At 64.0% G+C, this 16,768-nt stretch carries 12 protein-coding genes, 2 tRNA genes, 3 rRNA genes and 1 pseudogene; 8 read left to right on the top strand and 10 right to left on the bottom strand.

Annotated elements, in window-relative coordinates; genetic code table 11:
• From ntrC to yacG, 7 genes and pseudogenes are all read left to right on the top strand, one after another.
• A pseudogene (gene ntrC, locus AAFL97_RS01070) lies at positions 1-1,423 on the top strand (nitrogen regulation protein NR(I)).
• Between the two features lie 103 nt (positions 1,424-1,526).
• A complete protein-coding gene (locus AAFL97_RS01065) occupies positions 1,527-2,339 on the top strand; it encodes a biotin--[acetyl-CoA-carboxylase] ligase (protein ID WP_341643366.1) in 813 nt (270 codons plus the stop codon).
• Complete coding sequence (locus AAFL97_RS01060) at positions 2,336-3,082, top strand: type III pantothenate kinase (protein ID WP_341643365.1); 747 nt, start codon at positions 2,336-2,338, stop codon at positions 3,080-3,082. Before AAFL97_RS01065 ends, AAFL97_RS01060 begins: the two co-directional genes overlap by 4 nt.
• Positions 3,079-3,933, top strand: a complete 855-nt coding sequence (locus tag AAFL97_RS01055; RefSeq protein WP_341643364.1) for an SPOR domain-containing protein — start codon at positions 3,079-3,081, stop codon at positions 3,931-3,933. Before AAFL97_RS01060 ends, AAFL97_RS01055 begins: the two co-directional genes overlap by 4 nt.
• 13 nt (positions 3,934-3,946) lie before the next feature.
• On the top strand, positions 3,947-4,579 hold the full coding sequence (coaE, locus tag AAFL97_RS01050) for a dephospho-CoA kinase (protein WP_341643363.1): 633 nt from the start codon (positions 3,947-3,949) through the stop codon (positions 4,577-4,579).
• A gap of 99 nt (positions 4,580-4,678) precedes the next feature.
• Entirely contained in the window at positions 4,679-5,434 is a 756-nt protein-coding gene (zapD, locus tag AAFL97_RS01045; protein WP_341643362.1) for a cell division protein ZapD, read from the top strand.
• An 8-nt stretch (positions 5,435-5,442) separates the two neighbouring features.
• Positions 5,443-5,652: a DNA gyrase inhibitor YacG gene (gene yacG, locus AAFL97_RS01040; RefSeq protein ID WP_341643361.1), complete on the top strand. Its 210-nt coding sequence runs from the start codon at positions 5,443-5,445 to the stop codon at positions 5,650-5,652.
• 202 nt (positions 5,653-5,854) lie between these two features.
• Here the strand turns inward: yacG and AAFL97_RS01035 are convergent, their stop codons facing one another.
• Positions 5,855-6,796 (bottom strand): Nudix family hydrolase, encoded by a 942-nt coding sequence (locus AAFL97_RS01035; RefSeq protein ID WP_341643360.1) that lies wholly within the window; start codon positions 6,794-6,796, stop codon positions 5,855-5,857.
• The gene (locus tag AAFL97_RS01030; RefSeq protein ID WP_341643359.1) at positions 6,793-7,686 is read right to left on the bottom strand and encodes an ATP-binding protein; all 894 of its coding nucleotides are present in this window, start codon (positions 7,684-7,686) and stop codon (positions 6,793-6,795) included. Before AAFL97_RS01030 ends, AAFL97_RS01035 begins: the two co-directional genes overlap by 4 nt.
• 183 nt (positions 7,687-7,869) lie before the next feature.
• On the opposite strand from AAFL97_RS01030, the gene mltA reads away from it, so the two are divergent.
• On the top strand, positions 7,870-9,111 hold the full coding sequence (gene mltA / locus AAFL97_RS01025) for a murein transglycosylase A (protein WP_341643358.1): 1,242 nt from the start codon (positions 7,870-7,872) through the stop codon (positions 9,109-9,111).
• A 43-nt stretch (positions 9,112-9,154) separates the two neighbouring features.
• Here the strand turns inward: mltA and AAFL97_RS01020 are convergent, their stop codons facing one another.
• From AAFL97_RS01020 to AAFL97_RS00985, 8 genes are all read right to left on the bottom strand, one after another.
• Positions 9,155-9,904 carry a DsbC family protein gene (locus tag AAFL97_RS01020; protein WP_341643357.1) on the bottom strand — a complete coding sequence of 250 codons (750 nt, stop codon included), beginning with the start codon at positions 9,902-9,904 and terminating at the stop codon, positions 9,155-9,157.
• Positions 9,905-9,922: 18 nt separating this feature from the next.
• The gene (locus AAFL97_RS01015) at positions 9,923-11,086 is read right to left on the bottom strand and encodes a UbiH/UbiF family hydroxylase (protein ID WP_341643356.1); all 1,164 of its coding nucleotides are present in this window, start codon (positions 11,084-11,086) and stop codon (positions 9,923-9,925) included.
• A gap of 186 nt (positions 11,087-11,272) precedes the next feature.
• Positions 11,273-11,386, bottom strand: a 5S ribosomal RNA gene (gene rrf / locus AAFL97_RS01010).
• A 112-nt stretch (positions 11,387-11,498) separates the two neighbouring features.
• Positions 11,499-14,383 (bottom strand): 23S ribosomal RNA (locus tag AAFL97_RS01005).
• Between the two features lie 250 nt (positions 14,384-14,633).
• A tRNA-Ala gene (locus AAFL97_RS01000) sits at positions 14,634-14,709 on the bottom strand.
• 40 nt (positions 14,710-14,749) lie between these two features.
• Positions 14,750-14,826 (bottom strand) — tRNA-Ile (locus tag AAFL97_RS00995).
• A gap of 82 nt (positions 14,827-14,908) precedes the next feature.
• A 16S ribosomal RNA gene (locus AAFL97_RS00990) occupies positions 14,909-16,444 on the bottom strand.
• The 16S, 23S and 5S rRNA genes sit together here with 2 tRNA genes alongside, the layout of an rRNA operon.
• Positions 16,445-16,583: 139 nt before the next feature.
• On the bottom strand, positions 16,584-16,768 hold a 185-nt coding region (locus AAFL97_RS00985; RefSeq protein ID WP_341643355.1), incomplete at its 5' end, for a hypothetical protein.

Below are 16,768 nucleotides of genomic sequence, written 5' to 3'. Positions count from 1 at the left end.
ATGAACAAAGTCTGGATCATCGACGACGATCGCTCCATCCGCTGGGTCCTCGAAAAGGCATTGAGCCGCGAGGACATCCCTCATCGCAGCTTCAGCTCCGCCAGCGAGGCGCTGGAAGAGCTCGACCGCAGCGGCCAGCCGCCTGCGGTGATGCTGTCCGACATCCGCATGCCGGGCGAATCCGGCCTGGATGCTGCTACAAAAGGTCAAGGAGCGCCATGCCCAGCTGCCGGTCATCATCATGACTGCCTACTCCGACCTCGACAGTGCGGTGTCGGCCTTCCAGGGCGGCGCCTTCGAGTACCTGCCCAAGCCCTTCGACGTCGATCAGGCGGTGACCCTGGTCAGGCGCGCACTGGAACAGGGCATGCCCGAGAAGAACGGCTCGGAGGAAGCGGCGCTCGCGCCCGAGATCCTCGGCCAGGCGCCGGCCATGCAGGAAGTGTTCCGCGCCATCGGCCGCCTCGCGCAGTCTCACGCCACCGTGCTGATCAACGGCGAATCCGGCAGCGGCAAGGAGCTGGTGGCGCGCGCGCTGCACCGCCACAGCCCACGGCGCGACGCGCCCTTCATCGCCATCAACACCGCGGCGATTCCGCGCGACCTGCTCGAATCCGAACTGTTCGGCCACGAGCGCGGCGCCTTCACCGGCGCCGCCGCCCAGCGCCGCGGCCGCTTCGAGCAGGCCGACGGCGGCACGCTGTTCCTCGACGAAATCGGCGACATGCCGGCCGAACTGCAGACCCGCCTGCTGCGCGTGCTGTCCGATGGCCATTTCTACCGCGTCGGCGGCCAGCAGCCGATCCGTGCCAACGTCCGTGTGATTGCCGCCACCCACCAGGATCTCGAGGAACGGGTGCGCCAGAACCTGTTCCGCGAAGACCTCTTCCATCGCCTCAACGTCATCCGCCTGCGCCTGCCGCCGCTGCGCGAACGGCGCGAGGACATCCCGCTGCTGGTGCGCCACTTCCTGCAGAAGAGCGCGCTGGAACTCGGCGTCGAGCGCAAGAGCATCTCGGACGCGGCGATCGAGTACCTGCAGTCGCAACCTTTCCCCGGCAACGTGCGCCAGCTCGAGAACCTGTGCCACTGGCTGACGGTGATGGCGCCGGCCCAGGTGATCGAAGTCGCCGATCTGCCGTCCGAGATTCGCAGCCAGCCGATGCGCGAGGCGCCGACGAGCTGGATCGACGGCCTCGCCGGCGAAGCCGACCGCCTGATCGCAGCCTCGCCGGGGACGGTGTTCGAACAGCTCACCCATACTTTCGAGCGCACCCTGATCCGCCGCGCACTCGCCGCCACCGGCGGCCGCCGCATCGAGGCCGCGCAGCTGCTGGGCATCGGCCGCAACACCATCAGCCGGAAGATCCAGGAGCTCGGCATGGACGAGGCCCCCAGCAGCGGGGACGACACGGCCGGCTGAAAGCCACGAGCCGGGCCATCGTCCCTCGCAATCACGCACCGGACTCGTGCGCCCGGCACGGTTGACGGATAATGCGGCCAGCCTAACCGTCAAGCGCCCGCCCGTGTCCGAAACCTCCGCCAGTACCGCCAGCCTCCTGTCCCATCTCGGCCCGCGCGCCTCGCGCTTCGCGGTCGCCTGGATCGACAGCTGCGCGTCGACCAACAGCAGCCTGATGGAACAGATGCCGGACGACGACGGCAGGGTGCATGTACTGGTCGCCGACCGCCAGACGGCGGGCCGCGGCCGGCGCGGCCGCCAGTGGCAGTCGTGGCCGGATGGCAGCCTGACCTTTTCGCTGCTGTGGCGCTTCGCCGCCGGCACGCCCGCCCCCGCCGGGCTGTCGCTGGCCGCCGGCCTGGCGGTCGCCCGCACGCTGGAACGCATCGGCGTGCCCGGCGTGCAGTTGAAGTGGCCCAACGACGTGCTGGTCAACGGCGAGAAGCTGGTCGGCATCCTGGTCGAACTGCAGCCGGCGCGCGACCGCTCGCTGGCGGCGGTGATCGGCATCGGCATCAACCTCAGCCTGCCGCCCGGCGCGCAGGTCGAACACCATGCCGGCGTCACCGATCTGGCGCGCGCGCTGGAATCGCCGCCGCCGTCGCGCCCGGCCCTGCTGGCCCACCTGCTGAGCGAGCTGCAGCAATTGCTCGATCTCTATGCCGTTGCCGGCTTCGCCGCGCTGAAGAGTGCATGGGAACAGCGCAACGCCTTCGCCGAACTGCCGGTGCGCATCAGCGGCGAGGACACCGCGATCGACGGCATCTGCCGCGGCGTCGACGACGACGGCGCCCTGCTGCTCGACACTGCCGAGGGCGTCCAGCGCATCCTGGCCGGCGACGTCTCGCTGCGCCCGCTCGGTGGAGAAGGCGCGTGATACTGCTGATCGACGCCGGCAACACCCGCATCAAATGGCGGCTGCAGGCCGCGGCGGGCGGCCTCGTCCACGACGAAGGCGCCGTTGCCCACGAAAACCTCGCGGCTCTCTCACGCCTGCGCGCCCGGGCTGCCGAGCCGCTCCGGGTGGTCGGCAGCAATGTCGCCGGCAGCGAAACGGCCCGGCGCATCCGCGACGCGCTGGACGTCGAACAGATCGAATGGCTGCGCCCCGGCGCACAAGCCTGCGGCGTGCGCAACCTGTATGCCGAGCCAAGCCAGCTCGGCGCCGATCGCTGGGCGGCGCTGATCGGCGCCCATGACCTGCACGCCGGCGCCTGCCTGGTGGTGATGGCCGGCACCGCCACCACGGTGGACCTGCTGTCGGCCGACGGCGATTTCCTCGGCGGCCTGATCCTGCCGGGCGTCGAGCTGATGCAGCAGTCGCTCGCCAACGGCACCGCACAGCTGCCGCTGGCCGCGGGCAGCTTCGCGACCCAGCCGCGCTGCACCGCCGATGCGATCCGTTCCGGCTGCCTGCAGGCCCAGGCCGGCGCCATCGAGCGCATGTTCCGCCAGGTCGCCGCACGACCCGGCGCACTGTGCCTGCTCGGCGGCGGTGCTGCCGATGCCTTTGCGGACCTCCTCGAGCTTCCGCTGAAACGCTTCGACAACCTGGTCCTGCACGGGCTGGCCACGGTCGCCGCCGTATCCGGGCCCCAGCCGGCTGGAAACACGGCATGAGCACGCACCGCATCCTCATCATCATCCTGCTCGCGCTGAACGCGATCGCCTTCGCCGGCATCCAGGGCTGGTTCGGCGGCTCTCCGCCCCGCACCGAGCCCGAACGCCTCGCGCAACAGCTCGATCCGGAGCGCATCCGCCTGTCCTCCGATCCGCCGGTTGCCGCCATACCGGAAGCTGAGGCCGCCACGGACACGGCCGCCTTGCAGCCTGAAGAGCCCGTGGGCACGACAGCCGAAGCCGGCGCCGGCGCCGCAGAAATCCCTCCCCTTTCGATGGAGCCCGACAGCAGCGTCGAAACCGCCATGGCGGAAGCTCCCGCGGCAGAAACCGTTGCAGCCGAGACCCCAAGGGCTGAAACATCTGCTCCGGAAACGCCACCCACGGCCGTCACGCCTCCCGTGCCCACGAGCTGCGTCGCCTGGAGCGACCTCAGCGAAGCCCAGGCCGATGCGCTGATGCGCCAGCTGCGGAACAGCGGCGCCAGCGCCGAGCGCCGCAAGACCGAAACGCCCAGCTCATGGTGGGTGCGCGTTCCACCCCAGGGCAGCCGCGAGCAGGCCGAAGAGCAGGCCCGGGCGCTTCGCGCCCTCGGCGTCCGGGACTTGTTCATCGTGCAGGAACGTGGACCGGCGCAGTATGCGATTTCGCTCGGCGTGTTCCAGACCGAGGCCCGGGCACGCCAGATGCTGGCCGAGCTGCGCGCCCAGGGCGTGCGCAATGCCGGCGTGGCGCCGCGCATGAGCACCACCCACCGGATCCAGGCCCAGCTCACCGCCGACGCGGAGCGCGAAGCCGAACGCGGCGTGCGCGGCCTCGCTTCACGGCGCACGACCTGCGCCCAGCGCTGATAGCCTCACCACCATGACCAGCACGCCGTCCTCGCCTCCCTTCATCGTCGGCCTGACCGGCGGCATCGGCAGCGGCAAGAGCGCCGCCGCCGATCTCTTCGTCGTCCATGGCGCCAGCCTGGTGGATACCGACGCCATCGCCCATGCGCTGACTGCAGCCGACGGCGCCGCAATGCCGGCCATCCGCGCACGCTTCGGCGATGCCGTCGTTGCCGCCGACGGCAGCCTGGACCGTGCCGCGATGCGCGCGCGCGTGTTTGCCCAGAATGAGGCGCGGCAGCAGCTCGAAGCCATCCTGCACCCGATGATCCGCGACGAGAGCGCCCGCCAGTGCTCGGCCGCACGCGGCAGCTATGTCATCCTGGCCGTGCCGCTACTGATCGAGTCGGGCAGCTACCGCGCCCGTTGCGACCGGATCTGCGTGGTGGATTGCCCGCCGGAGCTGCAGATCGAGCGCGTGCAGGCCCGCAGCGGGCTCGAGGAAGCACAGATCCGCGCCATCATGACCGCCCAGGCCAGCCGCGAGCAGCGGCTGGCGGCCGCGGACGACGTCATCGACAACGGCGGCTCGCTGGAACATCTGCGTGCCCAGGTCGCCGCCCTGCATGCACGCTATGCCGCCCTCGCCGCCCGACTGCCTAGCTGAAGACCCCGCCGGCGCCAGGGCCTTGGCGCGGAGAGCCAAATGGGCTCTGTGCTATCATCGGCGAAACTTACGAGGCACGATTGTTGCGGAAAATGTGCGGTGATTAGCTACGAATATCCTCTCAACGAGCGCATCCGCACCCTGCTGCGACTCGAGGACCTTTTCGTCAAGCTCGCGCACTTCGTCGGGCGCGACGCCCCGCAGGACCATCACGTCGCTCTGCAGACCATTTTCGAGACGCTCGAAGTCGCCAGCCGCGCCGATCTCAAGGTCGACCTGGTGCAGGAGCTCGAACGCCAGCGCCAGATCCTGATGTCCTTCCGCAACAACCCCGAGATCTCGGAAGAAGCCCTGTCCGGCGCGCTGTACGAGATCGAACAGGCTTCCACCGGCCTGCTGGCGATGGCGGGCAAGATCGGCCAGTACCTGCGCGAGAACGAATGGCTGATGAGCATCCGCAGCCGCGCGGCGATACCCGGCGGCGTCTGCCAGTTCGACCTGCCTTCCTACCACTACTGGCTCAACCGCGACCCCGCCGTACGCCGGCACGACCTCGACGCCTGGATGTCGCCGATGGCGCCGATCCGCGAAGGCCTGGAAATCGTGCTGCGCCTGCTGCGCGCCAGTGGCCGGCCGGAAACGCAGATGGCACGCAGCGGCGCCTACCAGTTGACCATGGCCGGCCGCAGCGCCCAGATGCTGCGTGTGCGCGTGCCCCGGGCCGATGCGGTGGTGCCCGAGATCAGTGCCAACAAGTACGCGCTGAACATCCGCTTCATGCTGCCCGAAACCGTCGCCCGCCCACGCCTGGCCGAGCGCGACGTACAGTTCGAGCTCACTTTCTGCAGTCTCTGAGCGAAGCCATGGGCGACACGCCGCGCACCGTATCCTGCCCGACCTGCGGCAAGCCCGTGGTCTGGAGCGCCGAGAGCCGCTACCGGCCGTTCTGCTCGGCGCGCTGCCGCCAGATCGACCTCGGCGCATGGGCGTCCGAAGCCTATCGCGTTCCCACTTCGCCACCCGATGCCGGCGACGCCGAGGATTTCCTGCCGCCCGGACAGACACGCGACTGAAACCCTCCGGAGCGAAAAAGCACGCGCCGCATCACCACCGTCGAATCGGACGGAATGCCCCCATGGGAACGGCTTCAGCCGGGGGCGCCGAGCCGCAAGGCACTTCCCGTAAGCGACTGCAGCCGCGATAGCAGCCATGGGAGCGCATTGCAGCCCCGTCCGCGGCTAAAAAGCCGCTCCCACTGGTACAGTCCTTCAGCTGTCAAACGCTCCACGCCCCGCGGATTGCGGCAATGCCATGTGCGCCGGCATCGCGCGCTTTTTCCATGTTCTCCGGCTGCAGACCGCCCAGAGCCAGTACCGGCAATGGCAGGCCGGCCGCCAGTTCGGTAAAACGCGTCCAACCCAGTCCTGCTTGGCCGGGATGGCTGGCCGTCGGCGCCACCGGGCCGAGCAGGGCGTAGTCCAGCCCCAGCCCGGCAGCCCGCTCGAGTTCCCCGCGGTCGTGGCAGGACGCGCCCACCCAGGGGCAATCCGGACGTTCATCCAGAGTCGCCAGCATGCGTGCGGGCAGATGCACGCCGTCGGCACCGACTGTCCTGGCCAGGTCCGGATCGCCATTGATCAGCACCAGGCCGCCGCAGCCGTGGACGCGCGCAACCACTTCGCGCGCGAAGCGCTCACGCTGCATGGCGTCGAGTGCCGGTTCGCGCACCTGCACCAGCCGCAGCCCGTCCGCCAGCGCGCGATCGAGCGCCGCGAGCTGGGCGTCGATGCCGATCTCGCCGGCATGGGTGATCGCCATCAGGCGCGGCAGGCGCAAGGCCTTCAGGATCGGGCCGTTGGCCGGCAGCATCGGTTCGCGCGTGGCCTGCTCCGGCATCACCCAGTCGAGCACGCTGTGCACCTTGCCATGCGGTTCGCCTTCCCAGGCCGAGACCTCGAAGAAGTGCAGGCGGACGTGGGCGTGCTCGTACAGGTGTTCGCGCAGCATCCAGGGCCGCAGATGGGTGACGCGGATGCCGAGCTCCTCGTCGAGTTCGCGGCACAAGGCCTGCGCCGGCGTTTCGCCCGCCTCGACCTTGCCGCCCGGAAACTCCCAGTAGCCGGCATACACGGTATCCGGCCCGCGCTGGCCGAGCAGGTAGCGCCCGTCGGCGCGCAGCAGCACGCCGGCGGCCACTTCGACACGCTTGCGCGTCACCGTTCGGCTCCTTCGCCGTGCTGCGCGATCTCGCCGATCTGGCCCGCGTAATCGCGCGCGAACTGCCAGGCGACCCGGCCCGAGCGGGAGCCGCGCATCAGCGCCCACTGCAGCGCCTCCTGCCGCGCCGCGTCGATGCGCGCCTGCGGCAGACCGAAGCTGGCGAGCCAGTGCGCGACGATGTCGAGATATTCGTTCTGGCTGAAGGGATAGAAGGAAATCCACAGCCCGAAGCGCTCGGACAGCGAGATCTTTTCCTCGGTCGCCTCGCCGGGATGGATCTCGCCGTCGATGTGGCGGGCCTGCAGGTTCTCGTCGTGGTACTCGGGCATCAGATGGCGGCGATTGGACGTGGCATAGATCAGCACGTTGTCCGCCATCGCCGACACCGAGCCGTCGAGCACGCTCTTGAGCGCCTTGTAGGCATCCTCGCCTTCCTCGAAGGAGAGGTCGTCGCAGAACAGGATGAAGCGCTCGGGCCGGCCTTCGACCAGTTCGACGATCTCCGGCAGATCGACCAGGTCGGTCTTGTCGACTTCGATCACGCGCAGGCCGCGATCGCTGTATTCGGCCAGCAAGGCCTTGATCAGCGAGGATTTGCCGGTGCCGCGCGCGCCGGTCAGCAGCACGTTGTTGGCCCGGCGGCCGGCGAGGAACTGCTGCGTGTTGCGGTCGATGCGTTCTTTCTGGTCGTCGACGTCCTGCAGATCGGCCAGGCGGATGCGGTGCGGCGAGCGCACCGGTTTGAGCATCGCACGGCCATGGCGCCGCTGCCAGCGGAAAGCCACCGCGGCACCCCAGTCGGGCGCCGTGGCGGGGCCGGGCAGCAGCGCCTCGAAGCGCTCCAGCAGCCGCTCGGCGCGGCTCATCAAGTCTGACAGCTCAGTCATCGTGTTCGTCCTTGTTGTCGCCGGCGTCTCCCCGCCGCGGCCAGGTCGCCCAGACGATGATCAGCAGCAGCACGAGTGCCAGACCTGCTTCGAGAAAGATCACCCACATCGCAAACCTCGGGGCCGGGATGCTGCCACCGGTATCTGTTGTCCGAAAGTTTCGCAGTCTAACCGATCCCCTCCATGATTCTGGCTCCCTCCCGCCTGGCACGCCCCGCGCTGCCCTTCCTGCTCGCCCTGCTCGGCGCCTGTGCAACCCCGCAACAGGCACCCGATACCGAAGCACCGTGTCCGCCGCAACGCGCCTGTCCGGCCTGCCCCGCTTGTCCGCCGCCGACGACGCCCACCCCGCCAGCCAACGCAACGGCAGAGCCTCCGCCCGCCGTCCAGGCAAGCTGGTCCGCCCTCCCCGGCTGGAGCGAGGACGATCCGGCCGAAGCCTGGCCGGCCCTGCTCGCCTCCTGCTCCAGGCTCGCCCGGCAGATGGACTGGCAGTCCGTCTGCGCAGCGGCATCCGCGCTCGGCAGAACGCCCTCCAGCCAACAGGCACGGGCGTATTTCGAGCAGCACTTCGTCCCCTGGCAGTTGTTCAACGGCGGTCCCTCGGCGGACGGCCTGGTGACCGGCTACTACGAGCCGCTGATCCGCGGCAGCCGCAGCCGCTCCAGCCAGTATGCGTGGCCGATCCATGGCGTGCCGGCGGACATGCTGACGATCGAGCTCGGCGACGTCTATCCCGAGCTCAAATCCATGCGCCTGAGGGGACGCATCGTCGGCAACAAGATCCTGCCCTACTGGACGCGGGGACAACTGGAGGAGCGCGGCAGTCAGGTGCCCGCCCCGGTGCTACTGTGGGCGAACGACCCGATCGACCTGTTCTTCCTGCAGGTGCAAGGTTCGGGGCGCGTCCGGCTGCCCGACGGCAAGACCGTCCGCATCGGCTACGCGGACCAGAACGGGCATCCCTACCAGTCGATCGGCCGCTGGCTGGTGGCGCAGGGAGAACTGAGCCTGGACCAGGCTTCGATGGACGGCATCAAGCGCTGGGCGCGCGGCAACCCCGGCCGCCTGCGCGAAATGCTCAATGCCAATCCGAGCTACGTCTTCTTCCGCGAACTGCCGGCTTCGGATGGCGGGCCGATCGGCGCACTCAGCGTTCCACTGAGCGAAGGCCGCAGCATCGCGGTCGACCCGCGCTACGTACCGCTCGGGGCGCCGGTGTTCCTGGCGACGAGCCATCCGCTGAGCACGCGTCCGCTGAATCGCCTGGTGCTGGCGCAGGACACCGGCAGCGCCATCAAGGGCGCGGTACGGGCGGATTTCTTCTGGGGATTCGGCGAAAGCGCCGGACGAGAGGCCGGAAGGATGCGCCAGCAGGGGCGGATGTGGGTGCTGCTGCCCAAGGGAATGAAGCCGCCCCGCTGAACGATCGCCCCTGGCGCCTTTTCGGCGCCGGGGGCGGTTCGGGTCACTTGGACTTGGATGCGGCCTTGGGCTTCACTTCGGCAATCGCCTTTTCGAGTTCCGCCGCCGGCATGTAGCCGCCGATGCGGGTGCCGTCGGCCAGGAAGATCGTCGGCGTTCCAGTGATGCGCAATTGCTGGCCCAGTTGCACGTTCTGCGCCACTGCGGTGACGTCGCAGTCGGCGGCAGCCGGCTCCTTGCCGTCCAGCACCCAGTCCGTCCAGGCCTCGGCCCTGTCCTTCGCGCACCAGATGTTGTTCGATTTGCTGGCCGAATCCTCGCTGAGGATCGGGTACAGGAAGGTGTAGATCGTGATGTCGTCCATGCCGGCCAGATCCGCGGCCAGCCGCTTGCAGTAGCCGCAGTTCGGATCCTCGAAGGTCGCGATCACGCGCGTGCCCTTGCCCTTGACCTGCTTGACCGCGCGCTCCAGCGGCAGCGAGGCGAAATCGATCGCGGACAGTTCGTTCAGGCGTGCCTGGGTGACGTCGCGGCGGGTCTTCATGTCGATGATGCTGCCGTCGATGACGAACTCCGCCTTGGCATCGGTATAAACGAGCTGGCCGTTCTTCAGCAGCACTTCGTACAGCCCCCCGTACGGCGTCTTCGTCACCGACTCGACCGCGGGCGCGCCGATGAAGCTTTCCATGCCCTTCTTTACCGCCTCTTCCGAGGCCTGCGCGAGCCCCATCGTCGTCAGGCCCAGCAGAAGTGCGATCGAACGCGCCACGGTAGGTTGAGCAAACAAAGTCATCGATATCTCCGGATAGTTTCAGAACCGCCCATTGGCCGCATAGCGCGTCAAGGCGTTGGTTAGGACAGGCAGGCTGCCGGTGAGGTTCATCCCGGTGTTGCGCAGCGCAGCAAGAATCGGGTTGGGGTGGCTGAAAAGGCGGTTCAGGCCATGGGTGAGGTACTGCATCAGGAAAGGCTCTTCCGCCCGCGCACGGGCATAGCCGCGCAGGATGGCAAGCTCGCCGATGTCCCGCCAGGCGGGCGTGTGCGCGAGCACCTCGGCCAGCGCCTTCGCGTCCTGAAAGCCGAGATTGATGCCGTGGCCGGACAAGGGATGGATCGCGTGCGCCGCATCGCCGATCAGCGCGATCCGCGGCTTGACCACCGATTCGACCCGCATCAGTCGCAGCGGAAACGCCGCCCGCGGCGTGATCAGGTCGAGCTTGCCCAATGCGTGCCCCCCCGCAGCAGCCACCTTGTCGCAGAAAGCAGCGTCATCGAGCGCAAGCAGGCCATCGGCAACCTCGTCCGGCGCCGACCAGACCATGGACATCCGGTTTCCCGGCAAGGGCAGCCAGGCCAGGATGCCGTCGTCGCGGAACCACTGGAAGGCCGTCGCACGATGCGGCAGGGCGCAATCGAAATTCGCCACCACGCCGCGCTCGCCGTAGGCGGAGACGCTGGCCTCGATGCCGGCCTGCTGGCGAACCCAGGACTCCCGCCCATCGGCACCGACGACGAGGCGCGCCCGCAGCACTTTGCCGTCCTGCAGCCCCAACGAAACCCCTTCGTCCGAAACCGTCAGGCTGGCCGGCGAGGCCGGGCAGAACAGCGTGACGTTGTGCTGCCGCTTCAGGCTTTCCCACAGTTCACGGTGAATACGGCTGGACTCGCCGATCCAGGCAAGTTCGGACAGGCCGCTGTCGTAGGCGGAAAAACGCAGCGCACCACCCGCGTCGCCGAAGATCCTCATTTCGGCAACGGCTTGCAGGCGCTCGCGCTCCAGATGCTGCCAGACACCCAGCTCATCCATGAAGCGGATGCTCGCCGGGCTATAGGCATACACCCGCTGATCCCAATCCGCCGGCACGCGTGGCGCACCCGCCTCGATGACGGCCACCTTCAGGTGAGTGCGGCGCAACGCAACCGCGAGCGCCGCGCCAGCCAATCCGCCGCCGACGACAATCAGGTCGAAATTCATTCAAGCATCCAGGCGTTGCCCTCGAGCCCGCCATTGTGCCGAATGGAGGGTTTGCCGTCACGCTTTGGCCAGTCCCGCCGGCTCGGCGCCGGTCCGCGCACGTGCTTCACGTGCCAAAGCTTGTCGCTGTAGACGTAAAAAAGCCCGACCAGGGGGTGTTGGTCGGGCATTTTTACGGAATAGTTAGTCTGACGATGACCTACTTTCACGAGGGCGGACCTCACTATCATCGGCGCGTTTGTGTTTCACGGTCCTGTTCGGGATGGGAAGGGGTGGTTCCACAAAGCTGTGGTCGTCAGACTGTGACTTGTTCCCTGCGCGGGGTGCAGGGCAAAGTAGGAAGAAGTGTGGGTGTTGTGTGATTGGTGCGCGTGTTGCGCACGTTACGAGTTCTAGTGTGTTTCAAGGTTATAGGATCAAGCCACACGGGCAATTAGTATCGGTTAGCTCAACGTGTTGCCACGCTTCCACACCCGACCTATCAACGTTGTGGTCTTCAACGACCCTTCAGGGGGCTCGAGGCCCCGGGGAAGTCTCATCTTGAGGCGAGTTTCCCGCTTAGATGCTTTCAGCGGTTATCTCTTCCGCACATAGCTACCCGGCGATGCGACTGGCGTCACAACCGGTACACCAGGGGTGCGTCCACTCCGGTCCTCTCGTACTAGGAGCAGGCCCTCTCAAACTTCCAGCGCCCACGGCAGATAGGGACCAAACTGTCTCACGACGTTTTAAACCCAGCTCACGTACCACTTTAAATGGCGAACAGCCATACCCTTGGGACCGACTACAGCCCCAGGATGTGATGAGCCGACATCGAGGTGCCAAACTCCGCCGTCGATGTGAACTCTTGGGCGGAATCAGCCTGTTATCCCCAGAGTACCTTTTATCCGTTGAGCGATGGCCCTTCCATACAGAACCACCGGATCACTATGACCTGCTTTCGCACCTGCTCGACGTGTGGGTCTCGCAGTCAAGCCACCTTTTGCCATTGCACTATCAGTACGATGTCCGACCGTACCTAGGTGACCTTCGTACTCCTCCGTTACCTTTTGGGAGGAGACCGCCCCAGTCAAACTGCCCACCATGCACGGTCCCCGACCTGGATTCACAGGCCTGGGTTAGAACCTCGACGACACCAGGGTGGTATTTCAAGGATGGCTCCACCGGAACTGGCGTCCCGGTTTCATAGCCTCCCACCTATCCTACACAAGTCCCGTCAAAGTCCAATGCAAAGCTACAGTAAAGGTTCATGGGGTCTTTCCGTCTAGCCGCGGGGAGATTGCATCTTCACAAACATTTCAACTTCGCTGAGTCTCAGGAGGAGACAGTGTGGCCATCGTTACGCCATTCGTGCAGGTCGGAACTTACCCGACAAGGAATTTCGCTACCTTAGGACCGTTATAGTTACGGCCGCCGTTTACCGGGGCTTCGATCAAGAGCTTGCACCCCATCACTTAACCTTCCGGCACCGGGCAGGCGTCACACCGTATACGTCCACTTTCGTGTTTGCACAGTGCTGTGTTTTTAATAAACAGTCGCAGCCACCGATTCTCTGCGGCCCCTTCGCCCTTCGGATGTTCTCCTACAAGCTAACGGGGCATACCTTCTCCCGAAGTTACGGTATCAATTTGCCGAGTTCCTTCTCCTGAGTTCTCTCAAGCGCCTGGGTATTCTCTACCAGCCCACCTGTGTCGGTTTGCGGTACGGTCAGTTCTAGACTGAAGCTTAGAGGCTTTTCCTGGAAGCAGGGTATCAGTTGCTTCGGACCCGAAGGTCCTCGTTATCACGCCTCAGCTCAGCCCGGCGGATTTGCCTACCGGGCACGCCTACACGCTTGAACCACCTATTCCAACAGATGGCCAACCTAACCTTCTCCGTCCCCCCATCGCATCTAGAACCGGTACAGGAATATTGACCTGTTTCCCATCGACTACGCATTTCTGCCTCGCCTTAGGGGCCGACTCACCCTGCGCCGATGAACGTTGCGCAGGAAACCTTGGGCTTACGGCGAGGGTGCTTTTCACACCCTTTATCGCTACTCATGTCAGCATTCGCACTTCCGATACCTCCAGCATCCCTTACGAGACACCTTCGCAGGCCTACGGAACGCTCCCCTACCACGTGTCAAAGACACATCCGCAGCTTCGGTTCATGGCTTGAGCCCCGTTACATCTTCCGCGCAGGACGACTCGACTAGTGAGCTATTACGCTTTCTTTAAAGGATGGCTGCTTCTAAGCCAACCTCCTAGCTGTCTGTGCCTTCCCACCTCGTTTGCCACTTAGCCATGCATTTGGGACCTTAGCTGGCGGTCTGGGTTGTTTCCCTCTTGACACCGGACGTTAGCACCCGATGTCTGTCTGCCGTATATCACTTTGCGGTATTCGGAGTTTGCTATCGCGGGGTAGATCGCAGTGACCCCCCCAACGATTACAGTGCTCTACCCCCGCAAGTGTCCGTACGACGCACTACCTAAATAGTTTTCGGGGAGAACCAGCTATTTCCGGATTTGTTTAGCCTTTCACCCCTATCCACAGCTCATCCCCTAACTTTTCAACGTTAGTGGGTTCGGACCTCCAGTGCGTGTTACCGCACCTTCATCCTGGCCATGGATAGATCATCCGGTTTCGGGTCTACGCCCAGCAACTACGACGCCCTTATCAGACTCGCTTTCGCTACGCCTCCCCTATTCGGTTAAGCTCGCTACTGAACGTAAGTCGCTGACCCATTATACAAAAGGTACGCAGTCACCCCTTTCGAGGCTCCCACTGTTTGTATGCATGCGGTTTCAGGATCTATTTCACTCCCCTCCCGGGGTTCTTTTCGCCTTTCCCTCACGGTACTGGTTCACTATCGGTCGATCACGAGTATTTAGCCTTGGAGGATGGTCCCCCCATCTTCAGACAGGATTACACGTGTCCCGCCCTACTTGTCGCACGCCCAGACCCGCCACCGGCTTTTCGCATACGGGACTATCACCCTGTATCGTCGGACTTTCCAGACCGTTTTGCTAAGCTGATGGTTTAGTCGTGCAGGCTCTTCCGTGTTCGCTCGCCACTACTTACGGAATCTCGGTTGATTTCTGTTCCTGCGGCTACTTAGATGTTTCAGTTCGCCGCGTTCGCCTCCTCTGGCCTATGTATTGAGCCAGGGATGACCCTTGCGGGCCGGGTTTCCCCATTCGGACATCGTGGGATCAAAGCTCTATTGCCAGCTCCCCCACGCTTTTCGCAGGCTTACACGTCCTTCATCGCCTGTGATCGCCAAGGCATCCACCACATGCACTTAGTCGCTTGATCCTATAACCTTGGTGCCTCCACAGAAGCACCCCTGTCACAGGTCGAACTCGTTTGTGCGGCCCAAACTGTGCTGACAACGCAGTTTGAGCCAATGCAATCACACAACTGCAGTACGCACCGGCTCGATGCGTACTACACTTCTTCCACTTTGTTAAAGAGCAAACCTCAAACCGGTATCGCTACCGATCAAGAAGTCAGAGATGGTGTCTATCTAAAACACCATCTCTGACTTCCCGAAACGCGCATGACCTGGTGGAGCTGGTCGGGATCGAACCGACGACCTACGGCTTGCAAAGCCGCCGCTCTCCCAGCTGAGCTACAGCCCCCTTGTCTTCAGCAACCAAGGCTTCAAGCAACCCTAAATCCTGGTGGGTCTGGTTGGGTTCGAACCAACGACCCCCGCCTTATCAAGACGGTGCTCTAACCAGCTGAGCTACAGACCCTCTTCTCATGCACCTTCGAGGCTCTTCGCCTGAACAACCGATAAGTTGTGGATACTTGGCAACCATGACCTCTTTTCTCTTGAAAGGAGGTGATCCAGCCGCACCTTCCGATACGGCTACCTTGTTACGACTTCACCCCAGTCATGAATCTCACCGTGGTAAGCGCCCTCCCGAAGGTTAAGCTACCTACTTCTGGTGAAACCCACTCCCATGGTGTGACGGGCGGTGTGTACAAGACCCGGGAACGTATTCACCGCAGCATGCTGATCTGCGATTACTAGCGATTCCGACTTCACGTAGTCGAGTTGCAGACTACGATCCGGACTACGATCGGCTTTAAGGGATTGGCTCCACCTCGCGGCTTGGCAACCCTCTGTACCGACCATTGTATGACGTGTGAAGCCCTACCCATAAGGGCCATGAGGACTTGACGTCATCCCCACCTTCCTCCGGTTTGTCACCGGCAGTCTCACTAGAGTGCCCAACCTAATGATGGCAACTAGTGACAAGGGTTGCGCTCGTTGCGGGACTTAACCCAACATCTCACGACACGAGCTGACGACAGCCATGCAGCACCTGTGTTCTGGCTCCCGAAGGCACTCTCGGCTCTCACCAAGATTCCAGACATGTCAAGGGTAGGTAAGGTTTTTCGCGTTGCATCGAATTAATCCACATCATCCACCGCTTGTGCGGGTCCCCGTCAATTCCTTTGAGTTTTAACCTTGCGGCCGTACTCCCCAGGCGGTCGACTTCACGCGTTAGCTGCGTCACTCAGTGCATTGCTGCTCCGAACGACTAGTCGACATCGTTTAGGGCGTGGACTACCAGGGTATCTAATCCTGTTTGCTCCCCACGCTTTCGTGCATGAGCGTCAGTACAGGCCCAGGGGGCTGCCTTCGCCATCGGTGTTCCTCCACATCTCTACGCATTTCACTGCTACACGTGGAATTCCACCCCCCTCTGCCGTACTCTAGCCTGCCAGTCACAAGCGCAGTTCCCAGGTTAAGCCCGGGGATTTCACGCCTGTCTTGGCAAACCGCCTGCGCACGCTTTACGCCCAGTAATTCCGATTAACGCTCGCACCCTACGTATTACCGCGGCTGCTGGCACGTAGTTAGCCGGTGCTTCTTAGTCCGGTACCGTCATCCACACCCTCTATTAAAGAGCGCGATTTCTTCCCGGCCGAAAGAGCTTTACAACCCGAAGGCCTTCTTCACTCACGCGGCATGGCTGGATCAGGGTTGCCCCCATTGTCCAAAATTCCCCACTGCTGCCTCCCGTAGGAGTCTGGGCCGTGTCTCAGTCCCAGTGTGGCGGATCATCCTCTCAGACCCGCTACAGATCGTCGCCTAGGTGGGCCTTTACCCCACCTACTAGCTAATCTGACATCGGCCGCTCCAATCGCGCGAGGCCCGAAGGTCCCCCGCTTTCTCCCTCAGGACGTATGCGGTATTAGCACATCTTTCGATGTGTTATCCCCCACGACTGGGTACGTTCCGATGCATTACTCACCCGTTCGCCACTCGCCGCCAGGCCGAAGCCCGCGCTGCCGTTCGACTTGCATGTGTAAAGCATGCCGCCAGCGTTCAATCTGAGCCAGGATCAAACTCTTAAGTTCAATCCTACAAAGTACTCAAAATACTGACTTGCAGTATGAGCACCTAATCATTGTGAAACCGCAGCAAAAAGCTGCCGAGACCACAACCACCAAGCACCCACACTTATCGGTTGTTCAAGTTTTTAAAGAAACGTGCCGGTCAGCACAGAAGCGAGATTATGATCAACAAACAACACCCTGTCAACCACCCCGAACTGCCTTCCTGAAAAACCAAAACCAGAAAAACAACCCGGAAAAGCCCGCCTCCAAACCCACCCGGAAGCCCCGCATCACCCACCCAAACCACCCGGGCGCCGCGAGAAAGATCGGCATTATAGACACCAA

Origin of the sequence: Thauera sp. SDU_THAU2 (assembly GCF_038260575.1) — a bacterium.
Lineage (GTDB): Bacteria > Pseudomonadota > Gammaproteobacteria > Burkholderiales > Rhodocyclaceae > Thauera.
The sequence above is the reverse complement of the archived record's forward strand: the minus strand, read 5'-3'. Positions and strand labels throughout refer to the sequence as shown.